The following is an 18,837-nucleotide window of genomic DNA, read 5'->3' on the forward strand; positions in this document are numbered from 1 at the left end:
CAATGATGACAACGACCTCCCCCACACTCTGGCCCCGGCTGGCCGCCTTCCTGGGCGCTGCCCTGCTCGCGGGCAGCGCCCTGGCCGCGCCCCTGAAGATCGGCGTGGTGCCGGGCATCTTCGCGGACTCGGTGGAAGCCGCCGCCAAGGAAGCCAAGAAGCAGGGCCTGGACGTGCAGGTGGTGGAATTCACCGACTGGGCCACGCCCAACGTGGCGCTGGACGCGGGCGACATCGACCTCAACTACTACCAGAACAGCAACTACCTGGCCAATGCAGCGCGCAGCAAGGGCTTCAAGTTCACCAGCGTGCAGGCGGGCATCCTGTCCTATCTGGGCCTGTACTCCACGCGCCACAAATCCCTGGCCGACCTGCCCACGGGCGCCAAGGTGGCCATTGCCAGCGACCCCGTCAACGTGGGCCGCGGCCTGCGCCTGCTGCAGCACGCGGGCCTGATCACGCTGCGCCCCGACACCGGGCTGCTGGGCACCCAGGCGGACATCGTCTCCAATCCCAGGAAGCTGCAGTTCGTGGAGATCGAGGGCCCGCAGCTGGCGCGCACCACGCCCGACGTGGATCTGGCCCAGGGCTTTCCGTATTTCATCATCGCCTCCAAGGCCTTCGATGCCAGCAAGGGCCTGGCCTACACCAGCTACGAGGACGACTCCTGGGCCATCCAGTTCGTGGCCCGCAGCGACCGCGCGGCCGACCCGCGCATCGCCCGCTTCCTGGACATCTACAAAAACTCCGACGTGGTGCGCAAGACCATCCACGCCTTCTACCTGAACGACCAGAAGCTCTACCGCCTGGCCTGGTTGAAGAACTGACGCAACGGACTGCAGGACCCGCCCCATGACGCAAGCCAAGCGCCACATCCACGTCAACGCCTTCAACATGAACTGCGTGGGCCACATACACCACGGCCTGTGGACCCATCCGCGCGACCGCTCCACCGAGTACGGCACGCTGGCCTACTGGACCCACATCGCCAGGGTGCTGGAGGAAGGCCTGTTCGACGGCATCTTCATCGCCGACGTGGTCGGCTACTACGACGTCTACCAGGGCGGCGTGGACCTGACCCTGCGCGAAGGCATACAGCTGCCCGTCAACAACCCCTGGCTGCTGGTCTCGGCCATGGCGGCGGTGACGCGGCACATCGGCTTCGGCCTCACGGCCACCGTGGGCGCGCACCAGCCCTATACCTTCGCGCGCGACGTGACCACGCTGGACCAGCTGACCAACGGCCGCATCGGCTGGAACATCGTCACCGGTTATGTGGACAGCGGCGCGCGCGGACTGGGCCAGGACGGCCTGGCCGAGCACGACAGCCGCTACGACCGCGCCGACGACTTCCTGGAGCTTTCCTACAAGCTCTGGGAAGGCAGCTGGGAAGAGGGTGCCGTGATCGCCGACAAGGCGCGGCGCATCCACGCCCTGCCCGGCAAGGTGCACCCGGTGGTGCACGAGGGGCCGTTCTACCGTGCCAACGCCATCCACATGAGCGCGCCTTCGCCCCAGCGCACGCCCGTGCTGTTCCAGGCCGGCACCTCGCCGCGCGGGCTGCGCTTTGCGGGCCGGCATGCCGAGGGCATCTTCATCGGCGCGCGCACGCCCGAGGCCGCGCGCGAGGCCTCGCGCCAGCTGCGCCAGGCCGCCGTGGACGCGGGCCGGCGTCCCGAGGACATCAAGATCTACGCCGGCGTGGCCGTGGTGCCCGGCCGCACCGAGGCCGAGGCGCGCGAGAAATACGCCGACTACCTGGCCCACGCCAGCGCGGAAAGCGGGCTGGCCCACTTTGCCGCCAGCACCGGCGTGGACTTTGCGCAGTACGGGCTGGACGACCCCATCTCCTTCGGCAACACCAACGCCATCCAGTCGGCGGCCCAGGCCGCGCAGAAGCAGGGCTGGACCACGCGGCGCAAGCTGCTGGAGCAGTTCACGCTGGGCAGCCGCTACGCCACCATCGTGGGCGACCCGTCCCAGGTGGCCGACGAGCTGGAGCGCTGGATCGACGTGGGCGAGATCGACGGCTTCAACCTGACCCGCATCGTCGCGCCCGAGACCTGGGAAGACTTCGCCCGCCTGGTCGTACCCGAGCTGCAGAACCGGGGCCGCTACCGCACCAGCTACGGCGAGGACGCCACGCTGCGCCAGCGCCTGTTCGGCCAGGGCGACCGCCTGCCCGCCAGCCACGCCGCCGCGCGCTGGCGGCGTTGAAGTCCTTAGCCACCCTCCCCCACCGGCCCGTGGCCCGGCCCTGCCTTGCAGGCAGGCCGGGTTGGCGGGCCTTTGAATTTGCAAAGCCATGACCACCACCCTCCCCTGCGCCACCGAGCCTGCGGCCTACGCGGCGCCCGGCCCAACCACAGACGGCCCGGCCGATCCCGACGCGCCCTCGCTGCCATCCCTGCAGGCGCGCTTTCGCCCGGTGTTCGACCGCATCGCCCAGGGTGCGGCCGAGCGCGAACGCACGCGCAGCCTGGCCCATGAACCCATCGCCTGGCTGCGTGACAGCGGCTTCACCGCGCTGCGCGTGCCGCGCCGCCTTGGCGGGGCCGGCGCCAGCGTGGAGCAGCTGTTCGCGCTGTGGACCGAGCTGGCCGAGGCCGACTCCAACGTCGCCCAGATCCTGCGCCCGCACTTCGGCTTTCTGGACCGCGTGCTCATCGACCGCGATGCCGCCACCCAGGCCCGCTGGCTGCCGCTGGCCGCGCGCGGCGCCGTGTTCGGCAATGCCACCACCGAGGTGGGCACGGGCACCCTGGGCACGCTGCAGACCACCCTGGTGCCCGATGCGCAGCCCGGCTGGTGGCGGCTGGACGGGCGCAAGTTCTACAGCACGGGCACGCTGTATGCCGACTGGGTGACCGTGGTGGCGCGCGCGGTGGAGCCGGGCAAGGAGGACCAGACCGTGCACGCCGTCGTGCCCACCTCGGAGGCCGGCGTGCAGCGCTTCGATGACTGGCGCGGCTTTGGCCAGCGCCTGACCGGCTCGGGCACCACCGTGCTCAGCCAGGTGCGCGTGCCCGACGACGCCGTGATCCGCTTCCCGCGCGCCCAGCCCACGCCCCTGGTGGCCTATTTCCAGCTGGCCCACCTGGCCACCCTGGCCGGCATTGCCCGGGCCTTGCAGCGCGATGCCATCGCCTATGTGCAGGCGCGCCGCCGCGTGTTCAGCCACGGCAGCGCCACCCTGCCCAAGGACGATCCGCTGGTGCAGCACATCGTCGGCCAGCTGGCCGGCACGGCCTACATCGCAGGACTGGCCGTGGCCGACGTGGCCGCCGAACTGGGCCGCATCGCGCGCGAGCGCGAGGCCGGGCGCGAGGTGCCGCTGCAGCAGCTGCACGCCCTGGAGCTGCGCACGGCCCAGGCCCAGGTGGCCGTGGTCGATCCCGTGCTGCAGGCGGCCGCGCGGCTGTTCGAGGTGGGCGGCTCCAGCGCCCTGTCCGAAGACCTGGCACTGGACCGCCACTGGCGCAATGCGCGCACCCTGGCCTCGCACAACCCCGTGCTGTACAAGGCCCGCTCGGCGGGCGACATCCTGCTCAACGGCGCCGACCCCATCTACTACTGGCACGTGGGCGTGACGGGCGTGACGGGCGTGGCGGGCTGAAGGCCCTTGCACGGCCGCGCTGCGCAGGGACAGGCGCAGCGGCCGTGCGCATATCGCCAGAACGCATTAGCACATGCCATGCGCCACAAAATCCCTTTCAGAAACAAGCACTTGCCAAGGCACCCAAACCGATAAGCAAATGCGTTAAGTTTCTTTCGCCATACCGGCGTTCGGCCCTGTAATGAAGGCATCCATCCCACCTCGTCCGGGCTGGCAGTCTTCGCAAACCGCATGCCGCGCTGCCTCCTGGAACCCACGCCAAGGAGTTTCCATGAGCCGATCGCTGAAGACTGTCATCGTCAATGGCAGCCTGAGCCGCCCCTCCCGCACCCGTGTCCTGCTGGACGCCCTGCATGCCCGCCTGGGCCAGGAGCTGCCGCTGCAGGCACAGGTCATCGACCTGCTGGACCTGCAGCCCCACCTGGGCGCGGCCCTGTCCAAGAACGACCTGCCGCCGGCCACGCTGCAGGCCATCGAAGCCATCGAGCAGGCCGACTTCCTGATCGTCGGCGCGCCGGTCTTCCGCGCCAGCCTGCCTGGCCTGCTCAAGCACCTGTTCGACCTGATCGACCTGGACGCGCTGCAGGGCACGCCCGTGCTGCTGGCCGCCACCGGCGGCAGCCCGCGCCACGCCCTCATCCTGGACCACCAGCTGCGTCCGCTGTTCGGCTTTTTCTCGGCCCTCACCCTGCCCATTGGCGTGTACTCCACGCCCGAGGACATCCAGGACGGCCAGGTCCACAGCGAATCGCTGCGCCAGCGCATCGAGCTGACCGTGCAGCTGTCGGCCCCGGTGCTGCGCGGTGCGCTGCAGCAGCTGGTGCAGGCCCAGGCCCAGGCACAGCCGCCTGTTCCCGAAGCCGCCGACCTGGCCCTGGCCGGGCAGCCCGCGTGAGCCAGGCAGAGGCCGTCCCTGCGGACCCGATAGCCACTGCGCAGGATCTGGCGCAGCGCCTTGCCGCCACGGCGGCCCGGCGCGATGCTGCAGGCGGCACGCCCAAGGCCGAGCGCGATGCGCTGCGCGCCAGCGGCCTGCTGGCACTGAGCATTCCGCGCGAGCTGGGCGGCCTGGGCGCGGACTGGGTGCAGACGCTGGAGACGGTGCGCATCCTGGCCACGGCAGACGGCTCGCTGGCCCATGTCTACGGCTTCCAGCACCTGCACCTGGCCACCGTGCAGCTGTTCGGCCAGCCCGCCCAGTGGCGGCCCTGGCTGCTGCAGACGGCACGCCACCGCTGGTTCTGGGGCAATACGCTGAACCCTCTGGACCGCCGCACCACGGCCACGCGCCAGCCCGGCCACTGGGAGTTCTCGGGCAAGAAAAGCTTTACCTCGGGCGCGCTGGACTCGCAGATGCTGGTGGCCTCGGCCATCGATGCCGACAGCGGCCAGCTGCTGATCGGCGTGGTGCCCACGGAGCGCACGGGCATCACCTTGCTGCGCGACTGGGACAACATGGGCCAGCGCCAGACCGACAGCGGCTCGGCCCTGTTCGAGCGCGTGCGCGTGGAAGCGGCAGAGCTGCTGCTGGACCCCGGCCCGCTGTCCACGCCGCATGCCGCGCTGCGCCCGCTGCTGGCCCAGCTCATCCTGGCCCATCTGTTCCTGGGCATTGCCCAGGGTGCGCTGGAGCAGGCGCGCGGCTACACGCTGAACGAGGCGCGGCCCTGGTTCAAGTCCCCTGCCGATGCGGCCGGCGCAGACCCCCACATCCAGGCGCTGTATGGCGAGCTGTGGGCCGCGCTGGAAGGCGCGCGCCTGCTGACCCTGCAGGCCGCGCAGCGCTTTGACGCCGCCTGGCGCCGTGGCCCGGCGCTGACCGCCCACGAGCGCGGCGAAGTCGCCGTGGCCGTGACGGCCGCCAAGATTGCCACCACGCGCTCGGGGCTGGACCTGTCCAGCCGCATCTTCGAGGCCACGGGCGCGCGCGCCACGCACGCGGCGCTGCGCTTTGACCGCTTCTGGCGCAACCTGCGCACGCAGACGCTGCACGACCCGCTGCACTACAAGCTGCAGGAGCTGGGCGACTGGGTGCTCAACGGAACCCATCCGCAGCCCAGCTTCTACTCGTGACGCCGCGCCATGAACACCCGTCTGCCCACCTGGCCGCCCGGCAAGTCCTCGGCAACACCTGCGCCCGTACCTGCAACCGTGCCTGCGCCCGCAACCTCTGCCGCGCACGATGACGGCGCCGCGCCCGCGCCGTGGATACTGCAAGACCCGGCCTCGCAGGCCCTGCTCAAGACCATGGGACAGGTGGCCGCCAGCGAGGCCGGCGTCCTCATCCTGGGCGACAGCGGCGCCGACAAGGAAATGGTGGCCCGCCACATCCACCGCCTGAGCCCGCGCCGCCACGGCCCCTTTGTCGCCGTCAACTGCGGCGCGCTGTCCGAGGCCCTGATCAACGCCGAGCTCTTCGGCCACGAAAGCGGTGCGCTGACGGGTGCCTTCGGCAACCTGCCCGGCCGCTTCGAGGACGCCCACGGCGGCACCCTGCTGCTGGACGAGATCGACGACCTGCCCCTGCACATCCAGAGCAAGCTGGTGCGCGTGCTGCAGGACAAGGCGGTCACCCGCATCGGCGCCAGCCAGCGCACGCCGGCCGATGTGCGCGTGCTCGCGGCCAGCAGCGCGCCGCTGCACACCAAGGTGGCGGCGCGGCGCTTTCGCGAAGACCTGTACTACCTGCTCGATGTCGTCACCCTCACCGTGCTGCCGCTGCGCCAGCGCCCGGCCGACATCCTGCCGCTGGCGCGCCACTTCATCGCGAGCTACTGCCAGCGCATGCGCTACGCGCCCATGGCACTGAGCCAGGACGCGCAGCGCAAGCTGCTGGAACACGACTGGCCCGGCAACAGCCGCGAGCTGGAGAACGTCATCCACCGCAGCCTGCTGCTGACCCAGGGCATGCACATCGGCGCGGGCGACCTGCACATCGCCAGCAGCCAGGGCGAGCCCGATCCCGTCCCCACACGCGAGGCCGAACACGGCGCCCAGGCCGCCGCCGCCGAACTGGCCCTGGGCGAAGCGCTGGACAGCCTGTGCGACGTGCATGCCGAAGGCCTGGAGCAGCACGTGCTGGGCGCCCTGCTGCTCAAGGCCTGGCAGCGCAACCGCGGCAACCAGGTGCAGACCGCGCGCCAGCTGGGCATCAGCCGCAGCGTGGTGCGCGCGCGGCTGCAGCGCCTGGGCCAGGTGCCGGGCGAGGCCGCGCCACCGTCTTTTCCATCGTCCCCGGAGATCCCATGAGCCAAGACCCCCACGCATCGCCAGACATCTTCTGGTTCCTGCCCACCTCGGGCGACACGCGCTACCTCGGCACCTCCGACTTCGGCCGCGCCCCCACCAACGCCTACATGCGCCAGATCGCCGTCACGGCCGAGGAGCTGGGCTACGACGGCCTGCTGATTCCCACCGGCAGTTCCTGCCTGGACCCCTGGGTGGTCGCCTCCAGCCTGGTGCCCGTCACGCAGCGCATCAAGCTGCTGGTGGCCCTGCGCACCTCGCTGGGCGCGCCCGTGTCCAGCGCGCGCCAGGCCGCCACGCTGGACCAGGCCCTGGGCGGGCGCCTGCTGCTCAACGTGGTGCCAGGGGGCGATGCCACCGAGCTGGAGGCCGACGGCATCTTCCTGGCCCACGACGAACGCTATGCCTATGCCGATGAGTTCCTCACCATCTGGCGCCGCCTGCTCGCCGGCGAGGCCGTGGATTTCGACGGCAAATACTTCAAGGTCAAGCAGGGCCGCAACTTCTTTCCCCCGGTGCAAAAGCCGCATCCGCCGCTGTACTTCGGCGGCTCCTCGGACGCCGCCCACGACCTGGCCGCGCGCCAGGTGGACGCCTACCTCACCTGGGGCGAGCCCCCCGCCGCCGTGGCCGAAAAGTTCGCCGACATCCGCCGCCGCGCCGCGCAGCAGGGCCGCCAGGTCCGCCTGGGCGTGCGGCTGCACGTCATCGTGCGCGAGACCAACGAGGAGGCCTGGGCCGATGCCGAGCGCCTGATCAGCAAGCTCACCGACGAGGACATCGCCCGCGCCCAGGCCGGCTATGCGCGCATGGACTCCGTGGGCCAGTCGCGCATGGCCGCGCTGCACGGCGGGCGGCGCGACCGGCTGGAGGTGGCGCCCAACCTCTGGGCCGGCGTGGGCCTGGTGCGCGGCGGCGCGGGCACGGCCCTGGTCGGCGATGCCGCCACCGTGGCCGAGCGCCTGCGCGAGTACGCCGCGCTGGGCGCGGACAGCTTCGTGCTCTCGGGCTACCCGCACCTGGAGGAATCCATCCGCTTTGCCGAGCTGGTCTTCCCCCTGCTCGGCAAGCGGGCCGTCACCACCAGCGACCAGGCCCAGACCGGCGGCGCCTTCGACATCCGCAGCATCCAGCGCAGCCAATCCGCATCGTGAGCCGCCCGGGGCCCCGGCCCCCGGACAGACCGGAGTCTGTGCACGCAACGCGATCAACGCCACAATCCGCCCGTCCCCCACGATGAGAGCGTGACGTTGCCATGAGCCTGAGAATCGATGACGAAATAACCTTCCGCAGACTCGAGGTGCTGCTCGCCTTCCTGGAGACAGGCAATCTCGCCAAGACGGCGGAACGGCTGGAGACCAGCTCGGTCAGCGTGCACCGCGCCCTGCACGCGCTGGAGGCCGGCATGCGCTGCGCCCTGTTCCGGCACGAGGGGCGCAACCTCAAGCCCACCGAGGCAGCGCAGACCCTGGCCGATGTCGCCAGGGAAGTGCTGGCCACCATGTCCGAGGGCATACGCGCCACGCGCGAGGTGGCAGGCTACTCGGCGGACCGCATCCGCATCGGCTCGCTGTACTCCCTGACCAACCGCACCGTGCCGGCGCTGGTGATGGCGCTGAAGCTGCGCCGCCCCGATCTGCAGACCGAACTGGTGCTGGGCTCGAACGCCGGCCTGCTGGAGCGGCTGCGCAACGGAACGCTGGACGCGGCGCTGATGGCCATGCCGGACAACGCCGCCGACATGCAGACGCAGCTGCTGTTCGAGGACGACATTTTCTTTGCCGCGCCCGTGGGCTCGCCCTATGCGCATCTGGCCGAGGTCGATCTGGGCGCCATGGCGCGCGAGAACTTCGTGAGCCTGGGCGAAGGCTTTGCGACCTATGGCGGCTTCATCGAGTCCTTCCGGGTGGCCGGCTTCACGCCCAACGTGGTGATGAAGACGGATGACATCTTCTCGCTGATGAACCTGGTCAGCGGCGGCGTCGGCTACACGCTGCTGCCCGGGCGGGTGCGCGGCGTGATGCCGCAGAAGGTGCAGCTGATACCGCTGCAGGCCAGGTACCTGATGCGCCAGACCATCGTGCTGACCTTTTTGCGCTCCCGCGAACGCGACCCCAACCTGCTGGCCCTGCTCAGCGTGTGCCGGCTCGCGGACGGGCAGCTCGGCTGACCCGCCGTGCCGGGGGCGACAGCCCCGCTTCGCCGGGTTAACCCTTCATTGTTTCTCTCTGCGTAATTGTTGGCGCTCGCGCTTTATTGATGCGCTCCGGGCCGCCGCGTACCGTGCATACCAGCATGCACACGTATTGCAGGCGCATAAAAAACCGGAGACATCGCATGAATTCCCATTGGATATCGATTGGCGCGTTGATAGGCATGTTCGTCCTGGCGACGGCACTGCCCATCAACATGGGCCTGCTGGCCTTTGTCGGGGCCTTCCTGGTCGGCACCCTGGTGGCCGGCATGGGGACCAAGGCCATCATTGGCGGCTTTCCCGCCGACCTGTTTCTGACGCTGGCGGGCATCACCTACCTGTTCGCGCTGGCGCAGAACAACGGAACCATCGACTGGCTGGTCCGCATGGCGGTGCGCGCCGTGCGCGGGCGCATTGCCGCCATACCGTGGATCATGTTCTTCATTGCGGCCCTGCTGACGGCGGTGGGCGCCGTCAGCCCTGCGGCCGTGGCCATCATCGCGCCCATTGCCCTGGGCTTTGCCGCCAAGTACGGCATCAATCCGCTGATGATGGGTCTGCTGGTGATCCATGGCGCGCAGGGCGGCGGCTTCTCGCCCATCAGCATCTACGGCGGCATCACCAACAAGATCGTGGCCAAGGCGGGCCTGCCGCTCAACGAGATGGCCACCATGCTGGCCAGCATGGGGGTCAACCTGGCCGTGGCCGTGCTGCTGTTCTTCCTGATGGGCGGCGCCCGGCTGATGCGCATGAAGGCCGATGCCGATGGCAGCGTGCCCGCCACGCCGCGCGTCTCGCATGCCCAGGGCGGCGCCCAGGTGTATGGCGACGCCGAAGGCGAGGCCCTGTCCGAGGAGCGCAACACGGCTGCACGCTCCAGCGACTCGCTGATGCGCGCCGCCCCTGAACAGGACGCCGCCCCGCAATCGCGCAGCTACCAGGTGGCCACCGTGGTCGGCCTGCTGGCGCTCGCGGTCCTCACCCTGTTCTTCAAGCAGGACATCGGCTTTGTCTCCATCACCATCGGCCTGGTGCTGACGCTGATGGCGCCCAACCTGCAAAAACGCGCGCTGGGCCAGGTGTCCTGGCCCGAGATCATGCTCATCGTGGGTGTCAGCACCTATGTGGGCGTGATGGACAAGATGGGCACCATCGACTTCGTAGGCCACAGCGTGGCGCAGCTGACCTCGCCCCTGGTGGCGGCCTTGCTGCTGTGCTTCGTGGGCGCCGTGGTGTCGGCCTTCGCCTCCTCGACGGCGGTGCTGGGCTCGCTGATTCCGCTGGCTGTGCCCTTCCTGCAGGGTGGCTCCGATGTGAGCGCCGTCGGCTTCATCGCGGCCATGGCCGTGTCCTCGACCATCGTGGATGTCAGCCCCTTCTCGACCAACGGCGCCCTCGTCCTGGCCAATGCCAAGGGCGTGGACCGCGACCGCTTCTTCCGCCAGCTGATGGTCTACGGCGGCCTTGTCACCCTGGTGGCGCCGCTGCTCGTGTGGCTGCTGTTCGTGGTCCTCTAGCCAGGCACTTCGACGGAACGCCCGCCCCCTGCCCCCTCCATGTCACGCCAACCCCTGATATCCCATGACTGACCCCTCCTGGAACCTCAAAGCCGGGGAGCGCGCCGCCAGGCTGGCGCGCGCCCGGGCCGCCCTCGGGCCGCGCCTGGCCGGCAAGCGCGTCGATGCCGGCGCCATCACCGAGCTGCTGCACGCCGTGCTGGCGCCCGGCGACCGCGTCTGCCTCGAAGGCAACAACCAGAAGCAGGCCGACTTCCTGGCCCGCGCCCTGGTCCAGCTCGATCCGCAGCAGGTGCACGACCTGCACATGGTGCAGTCGGTGCTGGCGCTGCCGGAGCACCTGGATGTGTTTGAAAACGGCATCGCGCGGCGGCTGGACTTCAGCTTCTCCGGCCCGCAAGGGGCGCGGCTGGCCAAGCTGGTCTCGGCCAGGCAGCTGGAGATCGGGGCCATCCACACCTACCTGGAGCTGTTCGCGCGCTACTTCGTGGACCTGACGCCCAAGGTGGCCCTGGTGGCGGCCCACGCGGCCGATGCCCAGGGCAACCTGTACACCGGCCCCAACACCGAGGACACGCCCGCCATCGTCGAGGCCACGGCCTTTTCGGGCGGCATCGTCATCGCCCAGGTCAACGAGATGGTGGATGGCACCACCACGGCGCTGCCGCGCGTGGACATTCCCTCGGACTGGGTGCATTTCGTCGTGCAGGCGCCCCGGCCCAACGTCATCGAGCCGCTGTTCACGCGCGACCCGGCCCAGATCAGCGAAATCCAGGTGCTGATGGCCATGATGGCCATCAAGGGCATCTACGCCGAGTACGAGGTCCAGCGCCTGAACCACGGCATCGGCTTCGACACGGCGGCCATCGAGCTGCTGCTGCCGACCTATGGCGAATCGCTGGGGCTGAAGGGCCGCATTGCGCGGCACTGGGCGCTGAACCCGCATCCGGCGCTGATACCGGCCATCGAGGCCGGCTGGGTGGAGTCCATCCATTCGTTCGGCTCCGAGCTGGGCATGGAGGACTACATCCGGGCGCGCTCGGACGTGTTCTTCACCGGCGCCGACGGCAGCCTGCGCAGCAACCGCGCCTTCTGCCAGGCGGCGGGCCACTATGCCTGCGACCTGTTCATCGGCTCGACGCTGCAGATCGACCTGGACGGCAACAGCTCCACCGCGACGCTGGGGCGCATTGCCGGCTTCGGCGGCGCCCCCAACATGGGCGCGGACGCGCGCGGCCGGCGCCACGCCAGCGCCGCCTGGCTCAAGGCCGGGCGCGAGGCGCGGACGGGCCGCAGCGGCGCGGCAGGCACGCCGCGCGGGCAAAAGCTGGTGGTGCAGATGGTGGAGACCTTCCGCGAGCACATGCAGCCCGCCTTCGTGGAGCGGCTCGATGCCTGGACGCTGCAGGAGCAGGCCGGCATGGACCTGCCGCCCATCATGATCTACGGCGAGGACGTGACCCACATCCTGACGGAGGAAGGCATTGCCAACCTGCTGCTGTGCCGCAGCGACGAAGAGCGCGAGCAGGCCATCCGCGGCGTGGCCGGCTACACGGCCGTGGGCCTGGCGCGCGACCGTCGCATGGTGGAGAACCTGCGTGACCGCGGGGTGATCCGCCGTCCGCAGGACCTGGGCATCGACCCGCGCCAGGCCACGCGCAATCTGCTGGCCGCGCGCAGCATGCGCGATCTGGCCCAGGCCTCGGGCGGGCTGTACCAGCCTCCCCGCCGATTCAGGAACTGGTAGGAGAGACGATATGAGCGAGATACCCGCAGGGCTGGAGTCCCTGAGCTATTGCTTCGCAGGCGGCCGGCCGGCCGGCGCCTTTGCCCCCGTCCTGGTCGGCGTGGTCGGCTCGGGCAACCTGGAGGTGATGCTGGAGAGCACGGGCGGCGATGGCTGCGAAGTGCAGGTGCAGACCTCGGCACACGGCTTCGGCGCCATCTGGCAGGCCGTGGTGGAGGATTTCCGCGAACGCCACCCCGTGAGCGGCGTGCGCGTGTCCATCAACGACATGGGGGCCACGCCGGCCGTGGTCAGCCTGCGGCTGGACCAGGCCCTGGCCGAACTGCAGGGAGGCCAGCCATGATCAGCTACGCGGAATGCACGGCGCGCGAGCGCCTGGCGAAGCTGCTGGATGCCGGCAGCTTCCATGAATGGCTGCCGCCCTCCGAGCGTCTGACCAGCCCGCATCTGGCACAGCTGGGCGTGCCCAGCGCCTTTGACGACGGCGTGGCCATCGGCCGGGGCCTGCTGGGCGGGCGCACGGTGTTCGTGGCCGCGCAGGAGGGCGAATTCATGGGTGGCGGCGTGGGCGAGGTGCATGGCGCCAAGCTCGTGGGCCTGCTGCGCCGCGCCCTGCTGGAGCGGCCCGCGGCCGTGCTGCTGCTGGCCGAGTCGGGCGGCGTTCGGCTGCATGAGGCCAATGCCGGGCTGATCGCGGTGTCGGAGGTCATGCGCGCCCTGCTGGACGTGCGCGCCTCGGGCATCCCTGTGGTGGTCCTCATCGGCGGGGCCAACGGCTGCTTCGGCGGCATGGGCATCGTGGCGCGCTGCGCCGACCAGGTGGTGATGAGCGACATCGGCCGCCTGGCCATGTCGGGACCGGAGGTGATCGAGGCCTCGCACGGCGTCGATGAATTCGATGCGCGCGACCGCGCCCTGGTCTGGCGCACCACGGGCGGCAAGCACCGCTGGCTGTGCGGCGACTGCGATGCGCTGGTGGCCGACGATGTCGAGGCCTTCCGCACCGCCGCCATCGCCGCGCTGGACCACTCCCGCCCGGTCACCCTTGAAGGAATGCTGCAGGAGCATGCGCTGCTGCGCGCGCGGCTGGACACCCTGGATGCCCTCAAGGCGGACAGCGCCATCGGCCCGCAGGACGAGGCCATGCGCCTGTGGCAGGCCCTGGGCGTGCCCGACGCCTGGCGCGTGCCCGACCTGGACGCCGCCGCCGTGCGGGCCTTGCGCACGACGCCCGCCACGGGCATTTCACAGGAGTAGCCGCCATGCAATGGAACACACTTGCCGAGCACCTGTTCGGCCCGGGCCACCAGATTCACGCCAACGGCGATTTCCTCGAAGGCCACGCAGTGTTCGATGGCCAGCCCCTCACCATCGTCGGCACCACGGGCCACGCGCCCATCGGCGTGCGGCTGGCCCTGGCCCAGGCCCGGGTGGTGCTGGAGACGGTCGGCGCGCACCCTGGCCGCCCCATCGTGCTGCTGATCGACACGCAGGGCCAGCAACTGCGCCGCCATGACGAGCTGCTGGGCATCAACCGTGCCATGGCCCACCTGGGCACCTGCATCGACCTGGCACGGCGCCGGGGCCACCGCGTCATCGGCCTGGTCTATGACCAGGCGCTGTCGGGCGGCTTCATCACCTCGGGCCTGATCGCCGATGCCTGCTACGCCCTGCCCGAGGCCGAGATCCGCGTGATGCGCATCCCCGCCATGTCGCGCATCACCAAGCTGCCCGAGTCCCTGCTCAATGCCTTGTCCGAGTCCAACCCGGTGTTCGCGCCCGGCGTGGGCAACTACGTGGCCATGGGCGGCGTGCGCGGCCTGTGGCAAGGCGATCTGCAGGCGGCGCTGCGCGACGCCCTGGCCCACAGCCCGCGCGAGGACATGCGCGCACTGGACGGTGCCGAGCGCGGCGGCCGCAAGCTGGCCGCCGAGGTGGTGCAGCGCGTCCTGGCCGCTGGATGAAGGCAGGCCGCAGCATGCTGGACACCCTGCACCGCCACCAGCTGGTGGACCTGGGCCCGCAGGCCTGGGCGGACCTGCTGGAGCGCCCCTGGGATGCGCAGGCGCGCGAGATCCTCACGCACTGGCGCGACCATGCACTGCCGCTGGTGGTCGCGCGGCAGTCGGCCGACCATGCCGCCGCCGGCCTGATGGCGTTGGGCCTGCCTGCGCCCGGGCGCTGGCAGCGGCGGCGCATGGGCTTCGATGTGGCGCGCGGCGCGGCCATGGGCACCCGCGAATTTCCCTCGCTGGATGGGCTGATGGCCTCGCACACGATCTCGTACTCGGCCTCGCCCCTCGCCACATACGGCGCCTTGCAGCACTGCCTGCGCGCTGCCGGCGCGACGGGCTTTGTCTTCGGCAGCCACGGGTGGCAGTGCATCACGGGCCTGCCCTATCTGCGGCCAGGCTCGGACATCGACCTCTGGGTTCCGGTCGATGGCGCCGAACAGGGCGATCGGCTGGCCAGCCTGCTGCAGGCCATGCCGCAGGACGGCCCGCGCGTGGATGCCGAGCTGGTGTTTCCCGGCGGCTGGGCCGTGGCCTGGCGCGAATGGGCCGCCTGGCGTGCAGGCAGGGTGCGATCGGTCCTGGTCAAGGGCCTGCACGGGGTGGCACTGCGTGAAGACCATGAATGGTGTGCGTCGGCTGCGGCGCCTGGAGTTCCTGCATGAAACCTGCCCTTCTCCACCCGGCCCGGGCCTTGCCATCGACCGGGCATATCGGCCGCGCGGCCACGCTGGCCCTCTACGACGAGCTGTCGCTGACGCCCAAGCCCGGCCTGGTGACCCTGGTGGACCGCGGCAGCCATGACGACATGGATGCCCACAGCTTCATGCGCAGCCTGTTCGCGCTGCGCAGCTACTTCCCCAAAATGGCCCAGGCAGGCAGCCAGGGCGCATCGTTTCCCGTGCTGGAGCGCCTGGGCATCGAGGCGGAGCAGCGCATGCTGGCCGCCACCGGCGGCATCAACACCCACCGTGGCGCCGTCTTCATGCTGGGTCTGCTGTGCGCGGCCGGCGGCGCGGTGCTGGCCGCGCAGGCCTGCATTCCCGGCGCCGCATGGCTGCGCGAGGCCCTGTGCCGCCACTGGGGGGAGGCGCTGCACCAGCGCAGCCTGCGGGCCTCCGCCCTGCCCGGCGGCATCGCCGCGCGCCGCCACGGCCTGCGGGGCGCCTCGCAGGAGGCGGCCCTGGGTTTCCCCATCCTGTTCGACACCGCCGTGCCGGCGCTGGCCAGAGCGCATGCCAGCGGGCTGCCCGCTCCCTTGGCGCGGCTGCAGGCCCTGTTCCACATCATGGCGGTGCTGGACGACTGCAACCTCGCCCACCGCGCGGGCATGCAGGGGCTGCGCCATGGCCAGGATGCCGCGCGGCGCTTTCTCCAGGCGGGCGGCTGCGCGCATCCCGAAGGCCTGTCCAGGGCGCAGGCCATTTGCGACGATTTCGTGGCGCGCCGCCTTTCGCCGGGCGGCGCGGCCGATACCCTGGCGGCGGCCTGCTGGGTGCTGCGTGTCTGCGAGCGGCCATGAGCTTTGCACTGCTGTTTTCGGGCCAGGGTACGCAGCATCCCGCCATGCTCCCCTGGCTGGCGGACGATGCATGGACACAGGCAGTCTGCGAACAGCTGCAGGTTGCGCACTGGCGCGACAGGTTGGCGGATGCGCCGTGGTCCGAGTCCAACGCCGTGGCCCAGCCCCTGCTGGCGGGCCTGGCCATGGCCGCGTGGATGCAGTTGTCCCCGCAACTGCCCGCGCCTTCGGCCGTGGCGGGCTACAGCGTGGGGGAACTGCCCGCATTCGGTGCCGCGGGCGCGCTGGATGCCTGCGACATCGTCGCCCTGGCCGCGCGCCGCGCGGCGGCCATGGACCGCTGCGCGCAGCAGATGCCCGGCGGCGGGCTGCTGGCCGTCAGCGGCCTGCCGCCCGCACGCATGGCCGCCCTGCTGGAGACGACCGGGCTGGCCGTGGCCATACGCAACGGCCCAGAGAACCTCATCCTGGGCGGCTCCCATGCGGCGCTGGAGCAGGCGCAGGCGCTGGCAGTGCGCCAGGGCGCGCATGCCACCCGGCTGCGCGTGCAGGTGGCGTCCCACACCCCCTGGATGCGCCAGGCCGCCCAGGCCTTCGCACAGGACCTGGGCCAGGTGGCCGTGCACGCGCCCGCCGTGGCGCTGTTCAGCAACACGGCCCGGCGGGTGCGTGACGCCGCAGGCGCCCGGACGGCGCTGTCCGAGCAGATAGCGGGCACGGTGCACTGGGACGACTGCATGGACAGCATTGCCGCACGCCAGGTGCGGTGCGTTCTGGAAATCGGCCCCGGCCAGGCGCTGGCACGCCTGTGGAACCAGCGCCATCCGGACATTCCGGCCCGCTCCTGCGACGACTTCCGCAGCGCGGCGGCCATTGCCGGCTGGATAGGCCGGCACTGCGGGGACTGACGCCCCGGGGCCTTGCGCCTGAGCCTTTGCGCCGGCTTCGTGACCCCCTTGATTTCTAGACCCAGGAGACAACCACCATGAGCCAAGACCTTGCACCGTCCTATCCCCCATCTGCAGAGCTGGCCCGCAATGCGCGCGTGAGCGGGCGCGCCGCCTATGACCGGCTCGTCGCGGAGGCGGACGCCGATCCCCAGGCGTTCTGGGGCCGGCTCGCACGCGAGTTCGTCGCGTGGAAGCGCCCGTTCACGCGCGTGCTCGATGAAAGTCGCGCCCCGTTCTACGAATGGTTCAATGACGGCACGCTCAACGCCAGCTGGAACTGCCTGGAGCGCAACATCCAGCGGGGGCTGGGCGAGCGCACGGCCCTCATCTTCGAAGCCGATGACGGCGCGGTGACGCAGGTGACCTATGCGCAGCTTCTCGCCAGGGTCAATCGCCTGGCCAACGCCCTGCGCAGCCTGGGCGTCGGCAAGGGCGACCGCGTCGTCATCTACATGGCCATGTCGATTGACGGCGTGGCCGCCATGCAGGCCTGTGCACGCATAGGCGCCATTCACTGCGTGGTGTTCGGCGGCTTCTCCGCCACGGCGCTGCGCGACCGCATCGCGGACACGGGGGCCTGCGCCGTCATCACGGCAGACCAGCAAGTGCGGGGAGGACGGCAATTGCCCCTCAAGAGCATCGTGGACGAGGCCCTGGCCCAGCCCGGCTGCGAGCAGGTCCGCCACGTGCTGGTGGCACGGCGCACGGGTGGCGCCATCGCCATGCACCCGCCCCGGGACCTGTGGCTTGAAGAAATCACCGCAGCCCAGAGCGATGTCTGCGAACCGGAATGGGTGCAGGCCGAGCATCCGCTGTTCCTGCTCTACACCTCGGGCTCCACCGGAACCCCCAAGGGCGTCCAGCACGCCACGGGAGGCTATCTGCTGCATGCCGCCGTGACCTGCGCCTGGACCTTCGACCTGCAGCCCTGTGATGTCTTCTGGTGTACGGCGGACATCGGATGGGTGACCGGCCATACCTATATCGCCTACGGCCCGCTGGCGCTGGGCGCCACGCAGGTGGTGTTCGAGGGCGTGCCCACCTACCCGGACGCGGGACGCTTCTGGAAAATGATCGAGGCCCACGGGGTGACGGTCTTCTACACGGCGCCCACGGCCATTCGCTCGCTGATCAAGGCTGCCGACGCCGATGCGCAGGTGCACCCCGCGCGCTACGACCTGGGCAGCCTGCGCATCCTGGGGTCCGTGGGCGAGCCGATCAATCCCGCCGCCTGGCACTGGTACCACGAGCAGGTGGGCGGGGGCCGCTGCCCCATCGTCGATACGTTCTGGCAGACGGAGACGGGCGGGCACATGATCACGCCGCTGCCCGGAGCCACGGACCTCGTGCCCGGCTCCTGCACGCTGGCCTTCCCGGGCATTGCCGCCGCCGTGGTGGACGAGGCCGGCAACGAGCTGCCCTGGGGCGACAGCGGCATCCTGGTGATCAAGCGCCCCTGGCCCTCCATGATCAGGAACATCTGGGGCCATCCCGAGCGGTTTGTCGCCAGCTACTTTCCCGAAGAGTTCAAGGGCCGCTACTACCTGGCGGGAGACGGCGCGGTTCGCGATGCGCGCACCGGCTACTTCACCATCACCGGCCGCATCGACGATGTGCTCAACGTCAGCGGCCACCGCATGGGCACGATGGAGATCGAGTCCGCCCTGGTGGCCATGACCGACCTGGTGGCGGAGGCCGCCGTCGTGGGGCGGCCCGATGACACGACGGGAGAGGCCATATGCGCCTTCGTCGTCCTCAAGCGTTCGCGGCCCAGCGGCGCCGAGGCGGCCGACATCGCCAGGCTGCTGCGGGAGTGGGTGGCCAAGGAGATCGGGCCGATCGCCAAGCCCAGGGACATCCGGTTCGGCGACAACCTGCCCAAGACCCGCAGCGGCAAGATCATGCGGCGATTGCTGCGCAGCATTGCACGCGGCGAGCCCATCGTGCAGGACACCTCCACCCTGGATAACCCGGCGATCCTGGAGCAGCTGTCACAGGCCTGCTGAAGGCCAGGCTGCAATCCACAAGCGATG

At 70.4% G+C, this 18,837-nt stretch carries 17 protein-coding genes; all 17 read left to right on the plus strand.

Going from position 1 to position 18,837, the window contains the following annotated elements:
- Positions 1-2: 2 nt before the first annotated feature.
- The 17 genes from IAE24_RS08050 to acs all read left to right on the plus strand — a co-directional run bounded on the left by IAE24_RS08050 (position 3) and on the right by acs (position 18,810).
- Complete coding sequence (locus IAE24_RS08050) at positions 3-827, plus strand: MetQ/NlpA family ABC transporter substrate-binding protein (RefSeq protein WP_012203704.1); 825 nt, start codon at positions 3-5, stop codon at positions 825-827.
- 25 nt (positions 828-852) lie between these two features.
- Positions 853-2,217 carry an LLM class flavin-dependent oxidoreductase gene (locus IAE24_RS08055; RefSeq protein ID WP_013803957.1) on the plus strand — a complete coding sequence of 455 codons (1,365 nt, stop codon included), beginning with the start codon at positions 853-855 and terminating at the stop codon, positions 2,215-2,217.
- Positions 2,218-2,305: 88 nt separating this feature from the next.
- The gene (locus IAE24_RS08060) at positions 2,306-3,616 is read left to right on the plus strand and encodes an acyl-CoA dehydrogenase family protein (protein WP_199960152.1); all 1,311 of its coding nucleotides are present in this window, start codon (positions 2,306-2,308) and stop codon (positions 3,614-3,616) included.
- A 271-nt stretch (positions 3,617-3,887) separates the two neighbouring features.
- Positions 3,888-4,511: an FMN reductase gene (gene msuE / locus IAE24_RS08065; protein ID WP_123692857.1), complete on the plus strand. Its 624-nt coding sequence runs from the start codon at positions 3,888-3,890 to the stop codon at positions 4,509-4,511.
- Entirely contained in the window at positions 4,508-5,689 is a 1,182-nt protein-coding gene (locus tag IAE24_RS08070; protein ID WP_012203700.1) for an acyl-CoA dehydrogenase family protein, read from the plus strand. Before msuE ends, IAE24_RS08070 begins: the two co-directional genes overlap by 4 nt.
- 9 nt (positions 5,690-5,698) lie before the next feature.
- A complete protein-coding gene (locus IAE24_RS08075) occupies positions 5,699-6,865 on the plus strand; it encodes a sigma-54 interaction domain-containing protein (protein ID WP_199960153.1) in 1,167 nt (388 codons plus the stop codon).
- Complete coding sequence (ssuD, locus tag IAE24_RS08080; protein WP_012203698.1) at positions 6,862-8,016, plus strand: FMNH2-dependent alkanesulfonate monooxygenase; 1,155 nt, start codon at positions 6,862-6,864, stop codon at positions 8,014-8,016. The genes IAE24_RS08075 and ssuD overlap by 4 nt, the downstream gene beginning before the upstream one ends.
- Before the next feature lie 101 nt (positions 8,017-8,117).
- Positions 8,118-9,032: a LysR family transcriptional regulator gene (locus IAE24_RS08085; protein ID WP_012203697.1), complete on the plus strand. Its 915-nt coding sequence runs from the start codon at positions 8,118-8,120 to the stop codon at positions 9,030-9,032.
- A gap of 167 nt (positions 9,033-9,199) precedes the next feature.
- Positions 9,200-10,573 carry an SLC13 family permease gene (locus IAE24_RS08090; RefSeq protein ID WP_012203696.1) on the plus strand — a complete coding sequence of 458 codons (1,374 nt, stop codon included), beginning with the start codon at positions 9,200-9,202 and terminating at the stop codon, positions 10,571-10,573.
- A 64-nt stretch (positions 10,574-10,637) separates the two neighbouring features.
- Positions 10,638-12,320 (plus strand): malonate decarboxylase subunit alpha, encoded by a 1,683-nt coding sequence (gene mdcA / locus IAE24_RS08095; RefSeq protein WP_199960154.1) that lies wholly within the window; start codon positions 10,638-10,640, stop codon positions 12,318-12,320.
- Positions 12,321-12,330: 10 nt separating this feature from the next.
- Positions 12,331-12,663, plus strand: coding sequence for a malonate decarboxylase acyl carrier protein (gene mdcC / locus IAE24_RS08100; protein ID WP_199960155.1), 333 nt, complete (start codon positions 12,331-12,333; stop codon positions 12,661-12,663).
- Entirely contained in the window at positions 12,660-13,577 is a 918-nt protein-coding gene (locus IAE24_RS08105; protein ID WP_199960156.1) for a biotin-independent malonate decarboxylase subunit beta, read from the plus strand. Before mdcC ends, IAE24_RS08105 begins: the two co-directional genes overlap by 4 nt.
- Positions 13,578-13,582: 5 nt before the next feature.
- Positions 13,583-14,284: a biotin-independent malonate decarboxylase subunit gamma gene (locus IAE24_RS08110; protein ID WP_097203377.1), complete on the plus strand. Its 702-nt coding sequence runs from the start codon at positions 13,583-13,585 to the stop codon at positions 14,282-14,284.
- Positions 14,285-14,298: 14 nt separating this feature from the next.
- Positions 14,299-14,997 (plus strand): malonate decarboxylase holo-[acyl-carrier-protein] synthase, encoded by a 699-nt coding sequence (gene mdcG / locus IAE24_RS08115; protein ID WP_233626138.1) that lies wholly within the window; start codon positions 14,299-14,301, stop codon positions 14,995-14,997.
- Complete coding sequence (gene mdcB / locus IAE24_RS08120) at positions 14,994-15,854, plus strand: triphosphoribosyl-dephospho-CoA synthase MdcB (protein ID WP_199960158.1); 861 nt, start codon at positions 14,994-14,996, stop codon at positions 15,852-15,854. The genes mdcG and mdcB overlap by 4 nt, the downstream gene beginning before the upstream one ends.
- Entirely contained in the window at positions 15,851-16,762 is a 912-nt protein-coding gene (locus IAE24_RS08125) for an acyltransferase domain-containing protein (protein ID WP_199960159.1), read from the plus strand. Before mdcB ends, IAE24_RS08125 begins: the two co-directional genes overlap by 4 nt.
- A 77-nt stretch (positions 16,763-16,839) precedes the next feature.
- Positions 16,840-18,810 carry an acetate--CoA ligase gene (gene acs, locus IAE24_RS08130; RefSeq protein WP_199960160.1) on the plus strand — a complete coding sequence of 657 codons (1,971 nt, stop codon included), beginning with the start codon at positions 16,840-16,842 and terminating at the stop codon, positions 18,808-18,810.
- Positions 18,811-18,837 lie beyond the last annotated feature (27 nt).

Source organism: Delftia sp. S65, assembly GCF_016516495.1.
Lineage (GTDB): Bacteria > Pseudomonadota > Gammaproteobacteria > Burkholderiales > Burkholderiaceae_C > Comamonas > Comamonas acidovorans.

What these genes read in the sequence shown, in the direction of transcription:
- IAE24_RS08050 (WP_012203704.1), top strand. Translation starts at nt 3, where the DNA reads ATGATGACAACGACCTCCCCCACACTCTGGCCCCGGCTGGCCGCCTTC.
- IAE24_RS08055 (WP_013803957.1), top strand. Translation starts at nt 853, where the DNA reads ATGACGCAAGCCAAGCGCCACATCCACGTCAACGCCTTCAACATGAAC.
- IAE24_RS08060 (WP_199960152.1), top strand. Translation starts at nt 2,306, where the DNA reads ATGACCACCACCCTCCCCTGCGCCACCGAGCCTGCGGCCTACGCGGCG.
- msuE (WP_123692857.1), top strand. Translation starts at nt 3,888, where the DNA reads ATGAGCCGATCGCTGAAGACTGTCATCGTCAATGGCAGCCTGAGCCGC.
- IAE24_RS08075 (WP_199960153.1), top strand. Translation starts at nt 5,699, where the DNA reads ATGAACACCCGTCTGCCCACCTGGCCGCCCGGCAAGTCCTCGGCAACA.
- ssuD (WP_012203698.1), top strand. Translation starts at nt 6,862, where the DNA reads ATGAGCCAAGACCCCCACGCATCGCCAGACATCTTCTGGTTCCTGCCC.
- IAE24_RS08085 (WP_012203697.1), top strand. Translation starts at nt 8,118, where the DNA reads ATGAGCCTGAGAATCGATGACGAAATAACCTTCCGCAGACTCGAGGTG.
- IAE24_RS08090 (WP_012203696.1), top strand. Translation starts at nt 9,200, where the DNA reads ATGAATTCCCATTGGATATCGATTGGCGCGTTGATAGGCATGTTCGTC.
- mdcA (WP_199960154.1), top strand. Translation starts at nt 10,638, where the DNA reads ATGACTGACCCCTCCTGGAACCTCAAAGCCGGGGAGCGCGCCGCCAGG.
- mdcC (WP_199960155.1), top strand. Translation starts at nt 12,331, where the DNA reads ATGAGCGAGATACCCGCAGGGCTGGAGTCCCTGAGCTATTGCTTCGCA.
- IAE24_RS08105 (WP_199960156.1), top strand. Translation starts at nt 12,660, where the DNA reads ATGATCAGCTACGCGGAATGCACGGCGCGCGAGCGCCTGGCGAAGCTG.
- IAE24_RS08110 (WP_097203377.1), top strand. Translation starts at nt 13,583, where the DNA reads ATGCAATGGAACACACTTGCCGAGCACCTGTTCGGCCCGGGCCACCAG.
- mdcG (WP_233626138.1), top strand. Translation starts at nt 14,299, where the DNA reads ATGCTGGACACCCTGCACCGCCACCAGCTGGTGGACCTGGGCCCGCAG.
- mdcB (WP_199960158.1), top strand. Translation starts at nt 14,994, where the DNA reads ATGAAACCTGCCCTTCTCCACCCGGCCCGGGCCTTGCCATCGACCGGG.
- IAE24_RS08125 (WP_199960159.1), top strand. Translation starts at nt 15,851, where the DNA reads ATGAGCTTTGCACTGCTGTTTTCGGGCCAGGGTACGCAGCATCCCGCC.
- acs (WP_199960160.1), top strand. Translation starts at nt 16,840, where the DNA reads ATGAGCCAAGACCTTGCACCGTCCTATCCCCCATCTGCAGAGCTGGCC.